The 15,034-nt window shown below is 70.2% G+C and carries 14 protein-coding genes; 3 read left to right on the top strand and 11 right to left on the bottom strand.

Going from position 1 to position 15,034, the window contains the following annotated elements; genetic code table 11:
• Positions 1-56 precede the first annotated feature (56 nt).
• The 8 genes from ACGH52_RS21960 to hemL all read right to left on the bottom strand — a co-directional run bounded on the left by ACGH52_RS21960 (position 57) and on the right by hemL (position 10,433).
• Positions 57-2,201: a PQQ-binding-like beta-propeller repeat protein gene (locus ACGH52_RS21960; RefSeq protein ID WP_399941687.1), complete on the bottom strand. Its 2,145-nt coding sequence runs from the start codon at positions 2,199-2,201 to the stop codon at positions 57-59.
• A 222-nt stretch (positions 2,202-2,423) separates the two neighbouring features.
• Entirely contained in the window at positions 2,424-3,548 is a 1,125-nt protein-coding gene (ccsB, locus tag ACGH52_RS21955) for a c-type cytochrome biogenesis protein CcsB (protein ID WP_361462254.1), read from the bottom strand.
• 188 nt (positions 3,549-3,736) lie between these two features.
• Positions 3,737-5,470: a cytochrome c biogenesis protein ResB gene (locus tag ACGH52_RS21950; protein WP_059299864.1), complete on the bottom strand. Its 1,734-nt coding sequence runs from the start codon at positions 5,468-5,470 to the stop codon at positions 3,737-3,739.
• A 3-nt stretch (positions 5,471-5,473) separates the two neighbouring features.
• Positions 5,474-6,244: a cytochrome c biogenesis CcdA family protein gene (locus ACGH52_RS21945; protein WP_059299863.1), complete on the bottom strand. Its 771-nt coding sequence runs from the start codon at positions 6,242-6,244 to the stop codon at positions 5,474-5,476.
• Between the two features lies 1 nt (position 6,245).
• The gene (locus tag ACGH52_RS21940) at positions 6,246-6,938 is read right to left on the bottom strand and encodes a TlpA family protein disulfide reductase (RefSeq protein ID WP_399941682.1); all 693 of its coding nucleotides are present in this window, start codon (positions 6,936-6,938) and stop codon (positions 6,246-6,248) included.
• A gap of 66 nt (positions 6,939-7,004) precedes the next feature.
• Positions 7,005-8,306 (bottom strand): hypothetical protein, encoded by a 1,302-nt coding sequence (locus tag ACGH52_RS21935; protein ID WP_399941679.1) that lies wholly within the window; start codon positions 8,304-8,306, stop codon positions 7,005-7,007.
• 124 nt (positions 8,307-8,430) lie between these two features.
• Entirely contained in the window at positions 8,431-9,120 is a 690-nt protein-coding gene (locus ACGH52_RS21930) for a histidine phosphatase family protein (RefSeq protein WP_059299861.1), read from the bottom strand.
• Positions 9,117-10,433 (bottom strand): glutamate-1-semialdehyde 2,1-aminomutase, encoded by a 1,317-nt coding sequence (gene hemL / locus ACGH52_RS21925; protein WP_399941676.1) that lies wholly within the window; start codon positions 10,431-10,433, stop codon positions 9,117-9,119. Before hemL ends, ACGH52_RS21930 begins: the two co-directional genes overlap by 4 nt.
• Positions 10,434-10,740: 307 nt before the next feature.
• On the opposite strand from hemL, the gene ACGH52_RS21920 reads away from it, so the two are divergent.
• Positions 10,741-11,367 carry a hypothetical protein gene (locus ACGH52_RS21920; protein ID WP_174256425.1) on the top strand — a complete coding sequence of 209 codons (627 nt, stop codon included), beginning with the start codon at positions 10,741-10,743 and terminating at the stop codon, positions 11,365-11,367.
• Between the two features lie 295 nt (positions 11,368-11,662).
• Complete coding sequence (locus tag ACGH52_RS21915; RefSeq protein WP_210974220.1) at positions 11,663-12,535, top strand: helix-turn-helix transcriptional regulator; 873 nt, start codon at positions 11,663-11,665, stop codon at positions 12,533-12,535.
• Between the two features lie 13 nt (positions 12,536-12,548).
• Here ACGH52_RS21915 and ACGH52_RS21910 read toward each other — a convergent pair whose 3' ends face one another.
• From ACGH52_RS21910 to ACGH52_RS21900, 3 genes are all read right to left on the bottom strand, one after another.
• Positions 12,549-12,776 (bottom strand): hypothetical protein, encoded by a 228-nt coding sequence (locus ACGH52_RS21910; protein ID WP_210974221.1) that lies wholly within the window; start codon positions 12,774-12,776, stop codon positions 12,549-12,551.
• 38 nt (positions 12,777-12,814) lie between these two features.
• Positions 12,815-13,246 (bottom strand): Asp23/Gls24 family envelope stress response protein, encoded by a 432-nt coding sequence (locus ACGH52_RS21905; RefSeq protein ID WP_399941671.1) that lies wholly within the window; start codon positions 13,244-13,246, stop codon positions 12,815-12,817.
• Between the two features lie 343 nt (positions 13,247-13,589).
• Complete coding sequence (locus ACGH52_RS21900) at positions 13,590-13,721, bottom strand: hypothetical protein (RefSeq protein WP_308293441.1); 132 nt, start codon at positions 13,719-13,721, stop codon at positions 13,590-13,592.
• Here ACGH52_RS21900 and ACGH52_RS21895 point away from each other — a divergent pair.
• Entirely contained in the window at positions 13,693-14,844 is a 1,152-nt protein-coding gene (locus ACGH52_RS21895; protein WP_399946837.1) for an ice-binding family protein, read from the top strand. The two genes, ACGH52_RS21900 and ACGH52_RS21895, sit on opposite strands and share 29 nt — an antisense overlap.
• Positions 14,845-15,034: the final 190 nt, after the last annotated feature.

Below are 15,034 nucleotides of genomic sequence, written 5' to 3'. Positions count from 1 at the left end.
CGCCGTCCCTCCCTCGTGCCGTTCTCTCTGCGCCGTCCGCCCGCGCGGGGGCGGGATCAGGTCGCGGCCCGGTAGGCGGTCAGTCGACCGTTGGTCTCGGTCACCACGACGTCGCCGACGACCCGGACGTCCGTCTCGTCGCCCCCGCCCAGCGACTCCCGCCAACGGGGCTCTCCGCTGCCGGTGTCCAGTGCGCTCAGTCCGCCGTCCGAGGCGCCCACGAGGACGGTGTCGTCCACGACGTCCAGGGACGTCACCTCGTCGGCCTCCTGTTTCCGCCGCCACCGCTGCGATCCGGTGTCCGCGTCGAAGGCGGAGATGTAGGCGTCGTTCTCGAAGTACACCGTGCCGTCGGCCACTTGGGGCATGCCCGCACCCTCGCCGAGCCTGCCGTCCCACAGATCGCCCTCGAACGTGCGGCGCCACTCCTCCTCGCCCGTACGCGTGTCGACGGCGTACAGGGCGCCGTCCAGTGTGCCGAAGTAGACTTTGCCGTCCGCCACCACGAGACCGGTCTCCGCTTCGCTCGCGGCCTGGTGGGTCCACTTCTGCTTGCGGGTACGGAGATCGACGGCGATCAGCTTCTTCTTGCTGTGTATGAGGAGCGCGTCGTCGGTGACGGCGATGTTGCTGCCGTCGGCGTTGACTCCGAACCCGTAGTCCCACAGCTTCTTCCCCGTGCGGGTGTCGAGGACGTAGAAGAACGAGACCATGTCCGCGTAGGCCGCGTCGCCCACCACCACCGGGGACGGGTGGAAGGTGTCGTCCATGTACCGCCAGCGGTGGTCGCCGTCGTCCGCGTCCACCGCGTACAGGTGGTCGTTACTGCCGTAGAACAGGAGGCCGCCCGAGACGCCGGTGATCCGGATGTCGTTGCCCACGCTCTTCAGGTGGCCCGTGTCCTGGCTGACGTCGTCGACCCGTACCCGGCGGTCCCAGCGCCGCGAGCCGTCGGTGACGTCCAGGGCGGTGATCCGGTGCCGTTTCTCGTGCTGGAGGTAGAGCATCTCCTCCGTGGAGCCGGCCAGGACTTGCCCCTCGGCCAGGGTGTGCGACCAGAGCTGCTCCAGGTGGGGCGGCCGGGCGGGCCCGTCGTCGTCGGCGGCCACCCTCCACAGCACGGCGCCGGCCACGGTGACGGCCAGGGCGGTCGCGGTGGCGAGCACCGTCCGCAGACGGCGGCGTCGGGTGCCGGGCGGTGCCGGGGCCGGGGCGGGAGCGGTCTGTGTGGTGGCGCTTTCCGGGCGCGGCAGGGGCTCGGTGGGGGTTCTGGCCCGCAACCGGGCGGCCGAGTCGGCGACCGGGCCCGGCAGCCATCCGGCGGTCGTCACGTCCCCGTCCGGCACGGGGGCACCCTGCCGCGCCCGTCGGACGTCGTCGTCATCGGCGGCGGTCTCCGACTCGCCCAGTTCGTCCAGCAGCCACGCCACCGTCGGCCGCCGCGCCGGGTCCTTCGCGAGGCACCGGGCCACCACGTCCGCGAGCGCGGGGGCCAGGGCCCCCAGGTCGGGCTCCTCGTGCACGACCCGGTAGTTGACGGCGTGGGCCGCCCCGCCGCCGAACGGGCCGACGCCCGCCGCCGCGTACGCCAGCACCGCGCCCAGGGCGAACACGTCACCGGCCGGTCCTGAGCCCTCGTGGCGCAGCTGCTCCGGAGGGATGAAGCCGGGGGTGCCGATCACCGTCCCGGTCTGGGTGAGCGCGGTGTCGCCGACCGCCGCCGAGATGCCGAAGTCGATGACCCTGGGGCCGTCCGGTGCCAGCAGGACGTTGGACGGCTTCAGGTCCCGGTGCACCAGGCCGGCGGCGTGGACCGCGGCCAGGGCCTCCGCCAGGGCGGCGCCGAGGCCGCGTACCGCCTCCTGCGGCCACACCCCGTGCCGGGCCACCGCCTCTTGGAGCGAGAGTCCGGGTACGTACTCCGTCGCCAGCCAGGCGGGGTCGCCCTCCGGATCGGCGTCCACCACCGCGGCGGTGAAGAACCCCGTGACCCGCCGCGCCGCCGCCACCTCCCGCACGAAGCGCCGCCGGAACCCCTCGTCCCGCAGCAGTGCCTCCCGCACCACTTTCACCGCCACCGCACGCCCACCGGGCGAACGGGCCAGGTACACCCGGCCCATGCCGCCCTGGCCCAGCCTGGCCAGCAGCCGGTACCGCCCCACCCGTACCGGGTCCCCCGCCGTCAGTGGTACCGACGCCACCGCCCCGCCCTCCCCACACCCGCGACCCCGCGGCCCACCGCCTCAGTGGGCCCTCCCCGCATCGGACTCCGGGTAACACCCCCACGGTTCCCATTCGGCACACCGGCCATCCCCCGTACGGCGGACTCTCCCCGGAAACCTCACGTCCCCGGACGGCACGGCGAAAGGCCGGCCCCGGTGACCTGAGTCACGGAAACCGGCCTGTCGCTGTGCGCGCCTTACTCAGAAGCCCACCGACTGAAGGGCGCCGAGGCCCACGTCAGCGTAGGAGTGCTTGCCCGAGACGAAGATGTTGACGCCGTAGTAGTTGAACAGCCAGCAGCCGAAGGCGACCAGGGCCAGGTAGGCGGCCTTGCGGCCCTTCCAGCCGGCCGTGGCGCGGGCGTGCAGGTACCCGGCGTAGGCGACCCAGGTGATGAAGGACCAGGTCTCCTTGGGGTCCCAGCCCCAGTAGCGGCCCCAGGCGTCGCCCGCCCAGATCGCGCCCGCGATGATCGTGAACGTCCACAGCGGGAAGACCGCGGCGTTGACGCGGTAGGCGAACTTGTCGAGGGAGGCGGCGGCGGGCAGCCGGTCCAGGACGGAGCTGGCGAAGCGGCCGGGCGTGCCGCCGGAGGCGAGCTTGCTCTCGAAGCTGTCCTTGAAGAGGTACAGGATCGTGGCGACCGCGCCGACGTAGAAGACCGCGCCGCAGAAGATCGCCGTGGAGACGTGGATGTACAGCCAGTACGAGTGCAGGGCCGGGACGAGCTGGTCGCTGGCGGTGTAGAGGACCGTGACGGCGAGTCCGAGGTCGAGCAGCACCGTGGTGGTCAGGGGCAGGCCCAGCCAGCGGACGTTCTTCTTCAGGGCGAGCAGCGCGAGGTACACGCCGACGGCGACCGTCGTGAACGTGATGTTGAACTCGTACATGTTGCCCCACGGCGCCCGCTCCACCGACAGGGCGCGGGTGAGGACGCCGCCCGCCTCGACGGCGAAGGCGAGCACCGTGAGCGAGATGGCGACCCGCCCGTACAGGTCGCCCTTCTCGGTGCCGCCGTGCGCGCCGGGCCCGTCGGGCACGTCGCGGGTGCCGGTCGCGGACCGTACGACGACCGCGGGGCGCTCCAGTACGGCGGTGCCGCCGGCCTTCTTCACGGTGACGGCAGGACCGGACCCGGCGCCGGCCTTGGCCCCGGCCGCGCCGTTGGTGAGCGCGGCGGCGGTGCGGCCGACCTTGCTGCGGCTGCCGAAGAGCCACTCGGCGATGTACGCGAAGAAGGCCAGCGTGTAGACGGCCATCGAGGAGTAGATCAGCGTGTTGCTGACGTTCGCGAGATGCTCGTTGGTTGCGGCGGCGAGATTCACTTCTCAGCACTCCTTCGAGTGAACGTCCCGGCACCAGGTGGTCGGGCGGTGGAGTCTGCAGCAGGATGGCGTGCGCGTTACCGGGCTGGTCTCAACCCGGCCGGCGTTGATCGTGGAAGACCCTGAGGGCTGCTGGCCCACTGGGCGGCGTGAGCCGGGAATCTCCCTTGTTCCGCGGGGGAGAGGATTCAATTCTTCTCAGCCCCTTCAGACGCGGAGTCGGAGCCGGACGCATCGTCCGGCTCCGGGGCTGTCCCGGGGGCGGGCGCGGCGGGTGCCTGGTCGTACAGGTCCCCGGCGAGGTCGCCCAGTTCCTCGGGGACCTTCGCGGACTCGCTGCGGCCGAGACCGGCCATCTCCACGACGGTGACGCCGTCGGCGCCGCGCACGGCCCGCACCCAGACCCGGCGCCGCCGGATGAACAGGGAACCGGCCAGGCCCAGGATGGCGATGACGGCACCGCCGAGCGCCCAGCCGCTGCCGGGCTGCTGCGTGACCTGGAAGCCGGCCCACTCCTGGACGCCGTTGAAGGTGACCGAACCGGCGCCGTTCGGGAGGGTCATGGTGTCGCCGACCTCGAGCTGCTGCTTGAACAGCTTGCCGTCGGAGCCCTTGAACTCCTTCAGGTTCCTCTTGTCGAGCTGGTAGACGCTCTGCGGGATGCCCGCGTCGACGCCGAGGTCTCCGTGGTAGGCAGAGAGCGCGAGCATCGGGTTGATCAGCGCCGGGAAGGTGGAGAGCATCGTGCTGCCCTTGCCGCCGTACGTCGGCAGGAAGAAGGCGTTGAAGCCGAGCTGCTCCTTCTCCCCCTTGGCGTTGCGGTAGCCGTCCATGACCTTGACGGCGCCGGAGGAGGTGACGTTGGCGTCCAGCGGCAGCAGGGCCACCGCCTGCTTGTCCATCACGACGTCGCCCTTGGCGTCCTTGACGGTGAGGATGGGGGCGTAGCCGTGGCTGACGAGGTAGACCTTGGAGCCGTCGATGTCCAGTGGCTTGTTGACCTCGATGGTCTTCGACTTCTCGGCGCCGTCGGCACCCTCGCTGTAGGTGACCTTGGCCTCGTAGACGCGCGGGGTGCCGCGGTTGGGGCCGGTCGCCTCGTAGGTGCCGTGGAAGTCCTTCAGGCTGAAGCTGAAGGGGGCCAGGTCGTGGGCCGCGTCGAAGAGGTTCCCGGACTTGAAGTCGTCGTACTGGGTGAGGGTGTTGGAGAAGCCGTCGCCCTCCAGGACCAGCTTGTTGCCCTCGTACTTGAACAGCTGGCCCCAGGCGAAGGCGATCAGCATCACGATCAGCGCGATGTGGAAGGCGAGGTTGCCGACCTCCCGCAGATAGCCCTTCTCGGCCGCGACGGCGTCACCGGCGGCGTCCGCGTCCGCGCGGAAGCGGCGCTTCTTCAGCAGCTTCAGCGCGGCCTCGCGGACCTCCTCGGGCTCGGCGCCGGTGCGCCAGGTGGTGTAGGCGGGCAGCCGGTCCAGGCGCCGCGGGGCGCGGGGCGGGCGGCCGCGGAGCTGGCCGACGAACTGCCAGGTGCGCGGAACGATGCAGCCGATGAGGGAGACGAACAGCAGGATGTAGATCGCGGAGAACCACACCGAGCTGTAGACGTGGAAGAGCCCGAGCTTGTCGTAGACCGGCCCCAGGATGTCGTGGTTGTCCCGGAACTCCTCGACCTTCAGGGCGTCGACGCCGTCCTGCGGGATCAGCGAACCGGGGATCGCGCCCAGGGACAGCAGCAGGAGCAGGAGCAGCGCGACGCGCATCGAGGTGAGCTGGCGCCAGAACCAGCGCGCCCAGCCGACCACGCCGAGCGAGGGGAGGTTGGGCGCCTCCTCCTTGGGGGCGGTGGACAGCTGGGAGCCGGCGGCGCCGAGGTCCTGTTCCTCGTCGGTCGTCGGGGTCTTGCCCGCGGTGGTGTTGCTCATCGGTCAGATCCCTACAGTGAAGCCGTTGGACCAGGTCTGCATGTCCTGCACGATGCTGTCCCAGGCGCCGGTCAGCAGCAGCACGCCGGTCACGATCATCATGGCGCCGCCGATCCGCATCACCCAGACATAGTGGCGCTTGATCCAGCCGAAGGCGCCGAGCGCCTTGCGGAAGGCGACCGCGGCGAGCACGAAGGGCACGCCGAGGCCGACGCAGTACGCGACGGTCAGTATGGCGCCGCGCCCGGCGGTGCCCTGGTCGGCGGAGAGCGCGAGGACGGACGCGAGGGTCGGACCGATGCAGGGCGTCCAGCCGATGCCGAACAGCGCGCCCAGCAGCGGCGCGCCGACCAGGCCGGTCACGGGGCGCTTGTGGAAGCGGAACTCGCGCTGGGTGAACCAGGGCATGAGGCCGACGAAGAAGACGCCCATGAGGATCATGAGCACGCCGAGCACCTTGGTCAGGGTGCCGCGTTCCTCCTGGAGCGTGGAGCCGAAGTAGCCGAAGAGCGCCCCGCTGGAGACGAAGACGGCGGTGAAGCCGAGGACGAAGAGGGAGGCTCCGGCGACCATCCGGCCGCGCCGGGCCTCGCCGAGGTCCGTGCCGGTGACGCCGGTCACGTAGGAGAGGTAGCCGGGGACGAGCGGCAGGACGCAGGGCGAGAAGAAGGAGACCAGGCCGCCGAGCAGCGCGATGGGGAGGGCCACGAGCAGGGCGCCGTTCAGCACCGTGCCGTTGTAGCCCTCGGCGGCGAGGGTGGTCACTGCGGACACGTCACTTCTCCGACTTGCCGTCGTCGGCGAGGTACGGCGCGAGCATCTTGCGCAGCTTCTCCTCGCTGAGCGCCTGGAGGGTGCGCGCGGCGACCTTGCCCTCCCGGTCGATGACGAGCGTGGAGGGGACGGCCTGGGGGTTGAGGGTGCCCTTCTCGAAGCGGAGCATCAGCCTGCCCGCCGGGTCGTACAGGCTCGGGTAGGTGACCCCGTAGTCCTTCTCGAAGGCGCGGGCCGGGCCGGTGGAGGTGTCGCGGGTGTTGATGCCGACGAACTGGACGCCCTGGTCCTTGACGTCCTGGTACACCTTCTCGAAGTTCTTGGCCTCGGCGCGGCAGGGCGGGCACCACGAGCCCCAGACGTTGAGGACGACGACCTTGCCCTTGTAGTCGGCGACGTCGATCCGTCCCCCGTCGACGGTCTCGCCGGACAGCTCGGGGGCGGCGGCGCGCTCGCCCTTCTTCGCGGTGGCGATGCCGTCCGAGCCGGTGATGAAGCCCGTCTGACCTCCGCCGCCCGAGGTTCCGCCGGAGCTGCACGCGGACACCAGCAGCGCCGCGGCGGCCGCGCCGACGGCGGCCCGGACGGCCCGGCTACGGGCGCGGACGCGGGCGTCGGCGGTGCGGTCGGCGGTGCGGTCGGCGGTGCGGTTCGTGCGGTTCGAGCGCAGGGGGGCGCGGCTGGCGGCACTCATGTGAAAAGTTTCGCATGTCCGTTCCGAGGATCTTGCGCACCCCCCTCGCGGCCGGAAACCCGCATTTCAGGCGGCGTTCCCGGAGGGTGTCGAGCCCGGGGAGGAGGTGTTCTTGAGGAAGGCGTTCCAGCCGCCGGCCGGCTGCTGCCCCACCTCGACGGTCCGCAGCTTGGCGAGCACCTCCGGCTTCTGCACGTCCATCCAGTCGGTGAACTGGCGGAAGGAGACCAGCCGGATGTCCTCGCCCTTCTCCTTCTCCCGCGCGATGTGCTTGAGGACGTTCTCCACGGCGTCCATGTAGATGCCGCCGTTCCACTCCTCGAAGTGGTTGCCGATGAAGAAGGGCGCCCGGTTCGTCTCGTACGCCCGCTTGAAGCCGGATATGTACGCCTTCGTGGCCTGTTCGCGCCAGCCCGGGTAGTTGTGGGCGGGGGCCTTGGTGGAGTTCACCGACTGGTTGGCGAGGATGTTGTAGTCCATCGAGAGGACCTCGAAGGAGTGCCCGGGGAACGGTATCTGCTGCAGCGGGAAGTCCCAGATCCCGTCCTTCTTCACCGGCCACACCTGACGGCCGCCGGGCGAGGAGGCGTCGTAGCGCCAGCCCAGCTCGCGGGCGGTGGGCAGCAGGTTGTCCTGGCCGAGCAGACAGGGCGTGCGGCCGCCGACGAGTTCCTTGTCGTAGTCGAAGGGCAGGGCGGGCAGGTCGGTCCAGCCGCTGTTGGTCTTCCACTCCTTGACGAAGGATTTCGCCTGGTCGATCTCGCTGCGCCACTGCGCGGGCGTCCAGTTGCCGACGCTGCCGCCGCCTCCGCAGAAGTGGCCGTTGAAGTGGGTGCCGATCTCGTGCCCGTCCAGCCACGCGCGGTGGACGTTCTTGAGGGTGTCCTTGATGTGGGCGTCGGTGAGGTAGCCGATGTCGGAGGCACCGCGCGGGTTGTTCGGCGGGTCGTAGAGGCGCTTCTTCGACTCGGGCAGCAGGTACAGGCCCGAGAGGAAGAACGTCATGTGCGCGCCGTGCTCCTGGGCGAGGTCCAGGAAGCGCGGGAAGAGTCCGTTGCCGACCTCGCCCGCTCCGTCCCAGGAGAAGACGACGAACTGCGGCGGCGTCTGGCCGGGCTCCAGCGGCACGGGGGCGTCCGGCTGGTGCGGCTGCTTGCCGGTGTACGACGTGGAGCCGTCGCCGATGGGCTTCGCCGGGGCCTTGCTGCTGCCGGAGGGCGACGGTTTCCCGGCGTCCCCGGCCTGGTGCGAGCCGCCCGACGAGGAGTGGGAACCGGTGCCGCAGCCCGCGAGCCCGGCCGCCGCGGCGGCTCCCGCGCCGAGTCCGAGTATCCCCCTGCGGGTGAGAGTGCGGTTGGAAGTGCGCATCGCAACCTCGTTCGTCGCGTCCTGGTGGTCACTGGGTGAGAGGACGCGACGAACGTGCGGGTTCCGGAAATTTGTGCGGGTTGGGTAACAGCGGGGCGCGGCGGCCGTCAGCCCCTCGGGTCCGTCAGGCCCCGTACGCCTTCCCCTGCCCCTTCACGGGCTTGGCCCCCGCGAGGAGGTGGGCCGGGACGAGGTCGCGGGCGGGCTCGGTGTAGCCGACGGACACGATCCGGTCGCCCCGGTAGGTGAACGTCGTCAGGGACGCCAGCGTGCACTGCCGCTTGCGCGGGTCGTGCCACAGCCGGCGCCGCTCCACGTACGACCGCAGGATCCAGATCGGCAGCTGGTGGCTGACGACCACGGCCTCGTGCCCGCGGGCCCGGTCGCGGGCGGCGTCGATCGCGCCCTTCATCCGCACGACCTGGTCGACGTACGGCTCGCCCCAGGACGGCTTGAACGGGTTGACCACGTGCTTCCAGTTGGCGGGCCGGCGCAGGGCGCCGTCGCCGATGCCGAAGGTCTTGCCCTGGAAGACGTTGTCGGCCTCGATGAGGCGCGCGTCGGTGTCGAGGTCGAGCCCGTGCGTCTTGGCGATCGGGGTCGCCGTCTCCTGCGCCCGCTCCAGCGGGGAGGCGACGACATAGGTCACGTCGCGGGGCGCGAGGTGCTCGGCGACCCGCTCGGCCATGCGCCGGCCCAGCTCGGAGAGGTGGTAGCCGGGGAGCCGCCCGTAGAGGACGCCGGTGGGGTTCTCGACCTCGCCGTGCCGCATGACGTGGACGACGGTCAGCTCTTCGTTGTTCTCGTCGCTCATGCCGTCGCCTCCGCGGCCGCGCGGGCCGCCGCCGGGAGGGCGTCGGCGATGCGCTGGACGGCCCGCTCGTCGTGGGCGGTGGACACGAACCAGGACTCGAAGGAGGACGGCGGCAGGTAGACGCCGCTGGAGAGGAGGGAGTGGAAGAAGGCGGTGAACCGGAAGGACTCCTGCGCCTTGGCGTCCTCGTAGTTCACGACCGGCCGGTCGGTGAAGAACACGGAGAACATGTTGGAGGCGGTCTGCACCCGGTGCGCGACGCCCTCCTTGGCGAGCGCCTCGGTCACCAGGCCCTGGAGCTGCGCGGACACGGCGTTGACCGTCTCGTACGCGGCATCGTCGAGGAGCCGCAGCTGGGCGAGCCCGGCGGCGGTGGCGACCGGGTTCCCGGAGAGGGTGCCGGCCTGGTAGACGGGCCCCGCCGGGGCGAGGCGGGCCATGACGTCGGCGCGCCCGCCGAACGCGGCGGCGGGGAACCCGCCCCCCATCACCTTCCCGAAGGTCATGAGATCGGGCACGACCCCCTCCACCCCGTACCACCCGGCGCGGCTGGTCCGGAACCCGGTCATGACCTCGTCGGACACGAACAGCGCGCCGTTGGCCGCGCAGGCGTCCTTGAGCCCCTGGTTGAACCCGGGCAGCGGCGGCACGACGCCCATGTTGCCGGGCGAGGCCTCGGTGATCACGCAGGCGATCTCGCCGGGGTGGGCGGCGAAGGCGGCGTGCACGGCCTCCAGGTCGTTGTACGGCAGCACGATCGTGTCGCTCGCCTGGGCGCCGGTGACGCCGGGGGTGTCGGGCAGCGCGAAGGTGGCGACGCCGGAGCCCGCGGCGGCGAGCAGCGAGTCGACGTGGCCGTGGTAGCACCCGGCGAACTTGATCACCTTGGTGCGCTGGGTGAACCCGCGGGCGAGCCGGATGGCGGACATGGTGGCCTCGGTCCCGCTCGACACGAGCCGGACCTCCTCCAGCGGCCCGACCCGCTCGACCATCGCCTCGGCGAGCGCGACCTCGCCCTCGGCGGGCGTGCCGAAGGACGTACCGCGGGCCACGGCCTCCTGCACGGCGGCGATCACCTCGGGGTGCGCGTGGCCGAGGATCATCGGCCCCCAGGAGCACACGAGGTCGACGTACTCACGCCCGTCCGCGTCCGTCAGGTACGGCCCGGTGCCGGACACCATGAACCGGGGGGTGCCGCCGACGGCGCGGAAGGCGCGCACCGGGGAGTTCACGCCGCCGGGCGTGACGGCCGCCGCGCGGTCGAACAGAGCCTGCGAGGCCGGTGCTTCGTATGGATATGCCAGTTCGCTCATGACCTGCGACTTCTCCGACCTTCTCGACCTTCTCCGACGTATCGGACCCTGCGCGGCGTCAGGTTGCCCAGGGTGACTTCGACAAGGGTAGACAACCGCCCCGAACGCCGTGCCGTCTGCCAGACTGGAGCCCATCCACGCAGCTCACCGGGAGGGCGCGGGCGCGGCTCCCGGCCGTCCCGCACACACATGACGGACATATGTTTCACCGCACGTTTCGGCGAGCGGGCGTGGGGGAGGTCACTGACACGATGATCGGGTTGCGCGGCGGGGGCCACGCGTCCTAGAAAAGCAGTCGGGTGGAGATATGCATCGCGGTGGCGGACTGGGCGAGGGGACCGATGACCTGGGTCCTCGACGTGCCCGGCGGGGAAGGCACCGACGCGAGGCGGATGAAGCGTCCGAAGCACGTCAGACACACGGCACACCGGGCGAGCCCGACCGGCTCGACGGGCGGGCCGGCCGGCTGGGGGCGGGGAGCAGGAATGGTGGTCGGGTGGGGGTGACCTACAAGTACTTCGGCGCGCCCGACGGCGCGACCGCGGCCCGCGTCCCGATCTCGATGCGCCCCGAGGAACTGGGCGGCGACGAGCTCGGGATGAACGGCATGTTCACCAAGATCAAGCCGGAGACCATGGCCGCCATGGTCCTCACCGGCATCGAGGGCGTCCCCCTGCACAAGGTCCCCCCGCTGGAACTGGTCGTCCTGCACCCCGACTACGCGGTCGTGAAGCTCCCGATGACCGTGGTCGACCCCCTGCGCGGCATCGGCGAGGAGGCGGTCGGCGCGGCGGCCTTCATATGGTCCACGGTCCCGGACCGGGGCGGGCCGCGGGACGCGTTCAACGTGTACCAGCTGCTGCACGAGTGGCAGGACTTCTCGCACCGGTTGCACGAGGCGGGGCATCAGCCGTATTGCCTGGTGTGGCCCTGAGCCGGGGTTTCGTGAGGGTCGGGCGGGGTCTTCGGGCCTCGCCCTTTTGCTTGCCGGGGAGGGGGCGTCAGGCGGCCAGGGCACATTGAGGGCACACCGGTCCTGCCAGGGGGCTGCCGAGGTGGAGTCCGGGTGGCGGGCAGGGCGCCGTCGGCTTCGCCTGTGCGGCACATTACGCGGGCAGATCCCATTTTCGGCCGTCCCGGAGCAGGACGGCACGGCACTCGCTCCACAAGCCCTGGATCTGGAAATCTACGGGCCAGCACGACGAATTGGAGCAGGAGGTAGCCCGCTCGTGACGGCGAACGCCAACCCCACCGTCAGGAGACGCCGCCTGGGAGCCGAGCTGCGTCGGCTTCGCCAGGCCAGTGGGCTGAAGGGCTCCGAGGTGGCAGAACGCCTCATGGTCTCCCAGCCCAAGATCAGTCATATGGAGAACGGCAACCGCGCCATCAAACCCCGTGATGTGCGCGATCTGTGCACCATCTACGGGGTGTCGGACCCGCAGGTCGTCGGCTCCCTCATGCGGATGGCTCAGGAGTCCGGACAGCACGGCTGGTGGCACTCCTACGGCGACATCCCCCAGAGCGTCTACATCGCCCTGGAGACGGACGCCGCCTCCCTCCACACCTACGAGTCCCTAGTCATCCCCGCGCTGCTGCAGACCCCCGCCTATGCCACCACGGTCATCGAGGAAACCATTCCCCGGCTCACCGCAGAAGAGGCGGCCGCGCGCCTCAAGGTGAGGTTGCGCCGTCAGCACCGGATCTACGACCCGGCTCGCCCGTTGCGTCTGTGGGCCGTCCTGGACGAATCGATGCTGCACCGCATGGTCGGCAGCCCCGACATCATGCGGGAGCAACTGGAACACCTGAACGTGCTTGCCACCGAGCCGCACATCACGGTGCAGGTTCTCCCCTACACGGCAGGGGCCCACCCAGGCATGTCAGGACAGTTCTCCATCCTGCGCTTCACCGACACGTCGGAGGCTGGGGTGGTGTGCCTGGACCGGCACACCAGCGATCTCTGCCTGGAGAAGCCGTCCGACGTGCAGCACTACAGCGTGCTGTACGACCACCTTCAGGCCCAGGCTCTCAGTCCTGACCGAACGCGCGAACTCATCAACGACGTCATCAAGGGATACATCGACGCGGTAAAGCGGCCCTGAGCGGTTCCCCGGCTCACCGCCGCCAGTCCCCGCGGTTCCGACGCCGGTCGTCACGGATCCGTTCCCGCCGGTCGCGGCGGCGGACGAGCTCGCCCGGCCCAAGGTCGCCCTCCATCAACCGCCCGACCGCGAGACCGACGGCGCCCAGCCCCAGGACCAGCAGGAACGCCCAGGCGTCCCCGAAATAGGCGGCGAAACCCAGGGCCATTCCCGTGATCAGGCCCACCACGGCTCTGCTCATCACGCGCTCCTTCGCCTACGCCGGCCCTTCGACCTCGACTACTGGACGCGCTGCCCCTCTGCCTCCTCTTCCTCCTCATCGGGCAGTTTCACGTCGCTCACCGTGATGTTGACTTCGACGACTTCCCGACCCGCCATCCGCTCCACGGCCGAGACCACGTTCTCGCGCACCTCACCGGCCACGTCCGTGATCGGGAAGCCGTAGTCGACGACGATCTCCAGATCAACGGCCGCCTGCAGCTCTCCGACCTCGACGCTGACTCCGCGGGTGGCGGACCGGCCGCTCCCGGCACCAGGCACCCGTTCCCGCATGGATCCCATCGCGCGGGCGGATCCGCTGCCCAGGGCATGGACGCCGCGCACGTCCCTCGCCGCCATTCCGGCGATCTTCGCCACCACTACATCCGCGATGGTCGTCCGGCCGCGAGACCCGGGCGCTCCACCACGCCTGACGCCGGTGTTCTCAGTCATCGGGACAGTCCTCCCTCACGAGGCCCACACGGCACTCTCGTTCAAATGTACGCCTTTCGTACTTTTTGCTCCAATCGGCATCGGACACCCCTCCACCCCTCAACACGGACCGCGTCGCGCCGCGAAATATCAAATCCCGCGCTTCCCGTCAGCCAACCCGCCGACGTAAATATTAATTGCAGAATACTTGCGCGCATTGGGGTTCCTAATCTTCAACCGGGCACGACCCGCCCGCAATCAATCCTCCTCGGGCACATTTCTGCGTAATATTCCATCAATTCTCAAGCTTCCCGGGCAGAAAGAAGTCCCGGTAGCTCACGGCCCCTCCACAGGAAATGGCCTCTCAAATGAAGCTGAAGATCCCCCGGGCGGCCAGATGCCGCTCTTTGACCGGATGGCTGACCACAGGACTCGCTGCGACGGTTGCCGCCGTGATGGTCGCCGTCGTGCCGACGCCTGCAGAGGCGATCGCCACGCCCGTACCCCTCGGCACAGCTGCCAGTTTCTCGGTTCTGGCAGGCTCCCGGGTCACCAACACCGGCCCCTCATTGCTCAGTCAGGATCTCGGAGTGAGTCCGGGGACGGCCATCACCGGGTTCCCGCCGGGCCAGGTGCTCGGTGCCGTGCACGCGGCGGACCAGGTAGCCAACAACGCCAAGAGCGACCTCGTCACGGCATACAACAACGCCGCGAGCCAGGCCACCGACTTCGCCCTCGCGGCGGGAATCGGTGCCGGTCAGACCCTGCTCCCCGGCGTCTACACCGCTTCGTCCGGTGTGGGCCTCACCGGTGACCTGATCCTGGACGCCGGCGGGAACCCGAACGCCGTCTGGGTCTTCCAGATCCCCGAGGCGCTGACGACGGCCTCCTCCAGCCGGGTGCTGCTCACGAACGGCGCCTCGGCGTGCAACGTGTACTGGCAGATCGGAAGTTCGGCCACGCTCGGCACCAACTCGACGTTCGTGGGCACCCTCATGGCTCTCACCTCGATCAGTGTGACCACGGGGACGAACATCGAAGGTCGGGCTCTCGCCCGCAACGGCGCCGTGACGCTCGACAACAACAGGATCTTCCCGGGCAGCTGCTCGAGCGCGACCTCCGGCACCACGTCCGGGACCACCACCGGCACGACGACCGGGACCACAACGGGCACGACAACGGGGACCACGACCGGTACGACCACCGGCACCACCGTCGGCCTGATCGGTGGCGGCCTCCTGGGCGGACCGCTCGTCACCGGCGGGGGCACCGTGGGGTCCACCTCCGGAAACACCTCCGGCAACACGGCGGGCAACACCGCCGGGAACACCGGTGGGAACAACGTCACCGCCGGAAACACCTCGGGCAACACCGCCGGCAACGCCACCGGCGGCCACGACGGCAAGCCCGGTGGGCCCGGCCACGGGGACGACCACGGCGGTAAGCCCGGCGGTGGCCACGGAGAGGGTCATGACGAGGGCGGCAAGCCCGGCAAAGAGCACGGAGAAATGCCCAGCAAGCCGGACCACGGCTACGGCATGGGATCCGACGAGTTCCCCGGCGGCTACGGCTACGGCGACGCCCCGAAGACCGAGGAGCACGAGGCCGCCAAGGGCTAGACAGCCCATCGAGCTGCGATGAGTCCCTTCACCGGATGACGGCGCGCTGCGGAATCACATCGATTCCGCAGCGCGCCTCCGGTGCGTCCCCAGATGCATACCGATCGGGCAGAAGACATGAAGGCAAGGTGGGCGGTGTCCAGCCGAATCGAACCAGCGGACGTGCAGGACCTCGGGCCGTGCGACTCCG

This window comes from Streptomyces sp. BBFR25 (assembly GCF_044590125.1).
GTDB lineage: Bacteria > Actinomycetota > Actinomycetes > Streptomycetales > Streptomycetaceae > Streptomyces > Streptomyces canus_D.
This window is presented reverse-complemented; position numbering and strand designations above follow the sequence as displayed.

What these genes read in the sequence shown, in the direction of transcription:
- ACGH52_RS21950 (WP_059299864.1), bottom strand. Translation starts at nt 5,470, where the DNA reads ATGAGCAACACCACCGCGGGCAAGACCCCGACGACCGACGAGGAACAG.
- ACGH52_RS21940 (WP_399941682.1), bottom strand. Translation starts at nt 6,938, where the DNA reads ATGAGTGCCGCCAGCCGCGCCCCCCTGCGCTCGAACCGCACGAACCGC.
- ACGH52_RS21935 (WP_399941679.1), bottom strand. Translation starts at nt 8,306, where the DNA reads ATGCGCACTTCCAACCGCACTCTCACCCGCAGGGGGATACTCGGACTC.
- ACGH52_RS21930 (WP_059299861.1), bottom strand. Translation starts at nt 9,120, where the DNA reads ATGAGCGACGAGAACAACGAAGAGCTGACCGTCGTCCACGTCATGCGG.
- hemL (WP_399941676.1), bottom strand. Translation starts at nt 10,433, where the DNA reads ATGAGCGAACTGGCATATCCATACGAAGCACCGGCCTCGCAGGCTCTG.
- ACGH52_RS21920 (WP_174256425.1), top strand. Translation starts at nt 10,741, where the DNA reads ATGCATCGCGGTGGCGGACTGGGCGAGGGGACCGATGACCTGGGTCCT.
- ACGH52_RS21910 (WP_210974221.1), bottom strand. Translation starts at nt 12,776, where the DNA reads ATGAGCAGAGCCGTGGTGGGCCTGATCACGGGAATGGCCCTGGGTTTC.
- ACGH52_RS21905 (WP_399941671.1), bottom strand. Translation starts at nt 13,246, where the DNA reads ATGACTGAGAACACCGGCGTCAGGCGTGGTGGAGCGCCCGGGTCTCGC.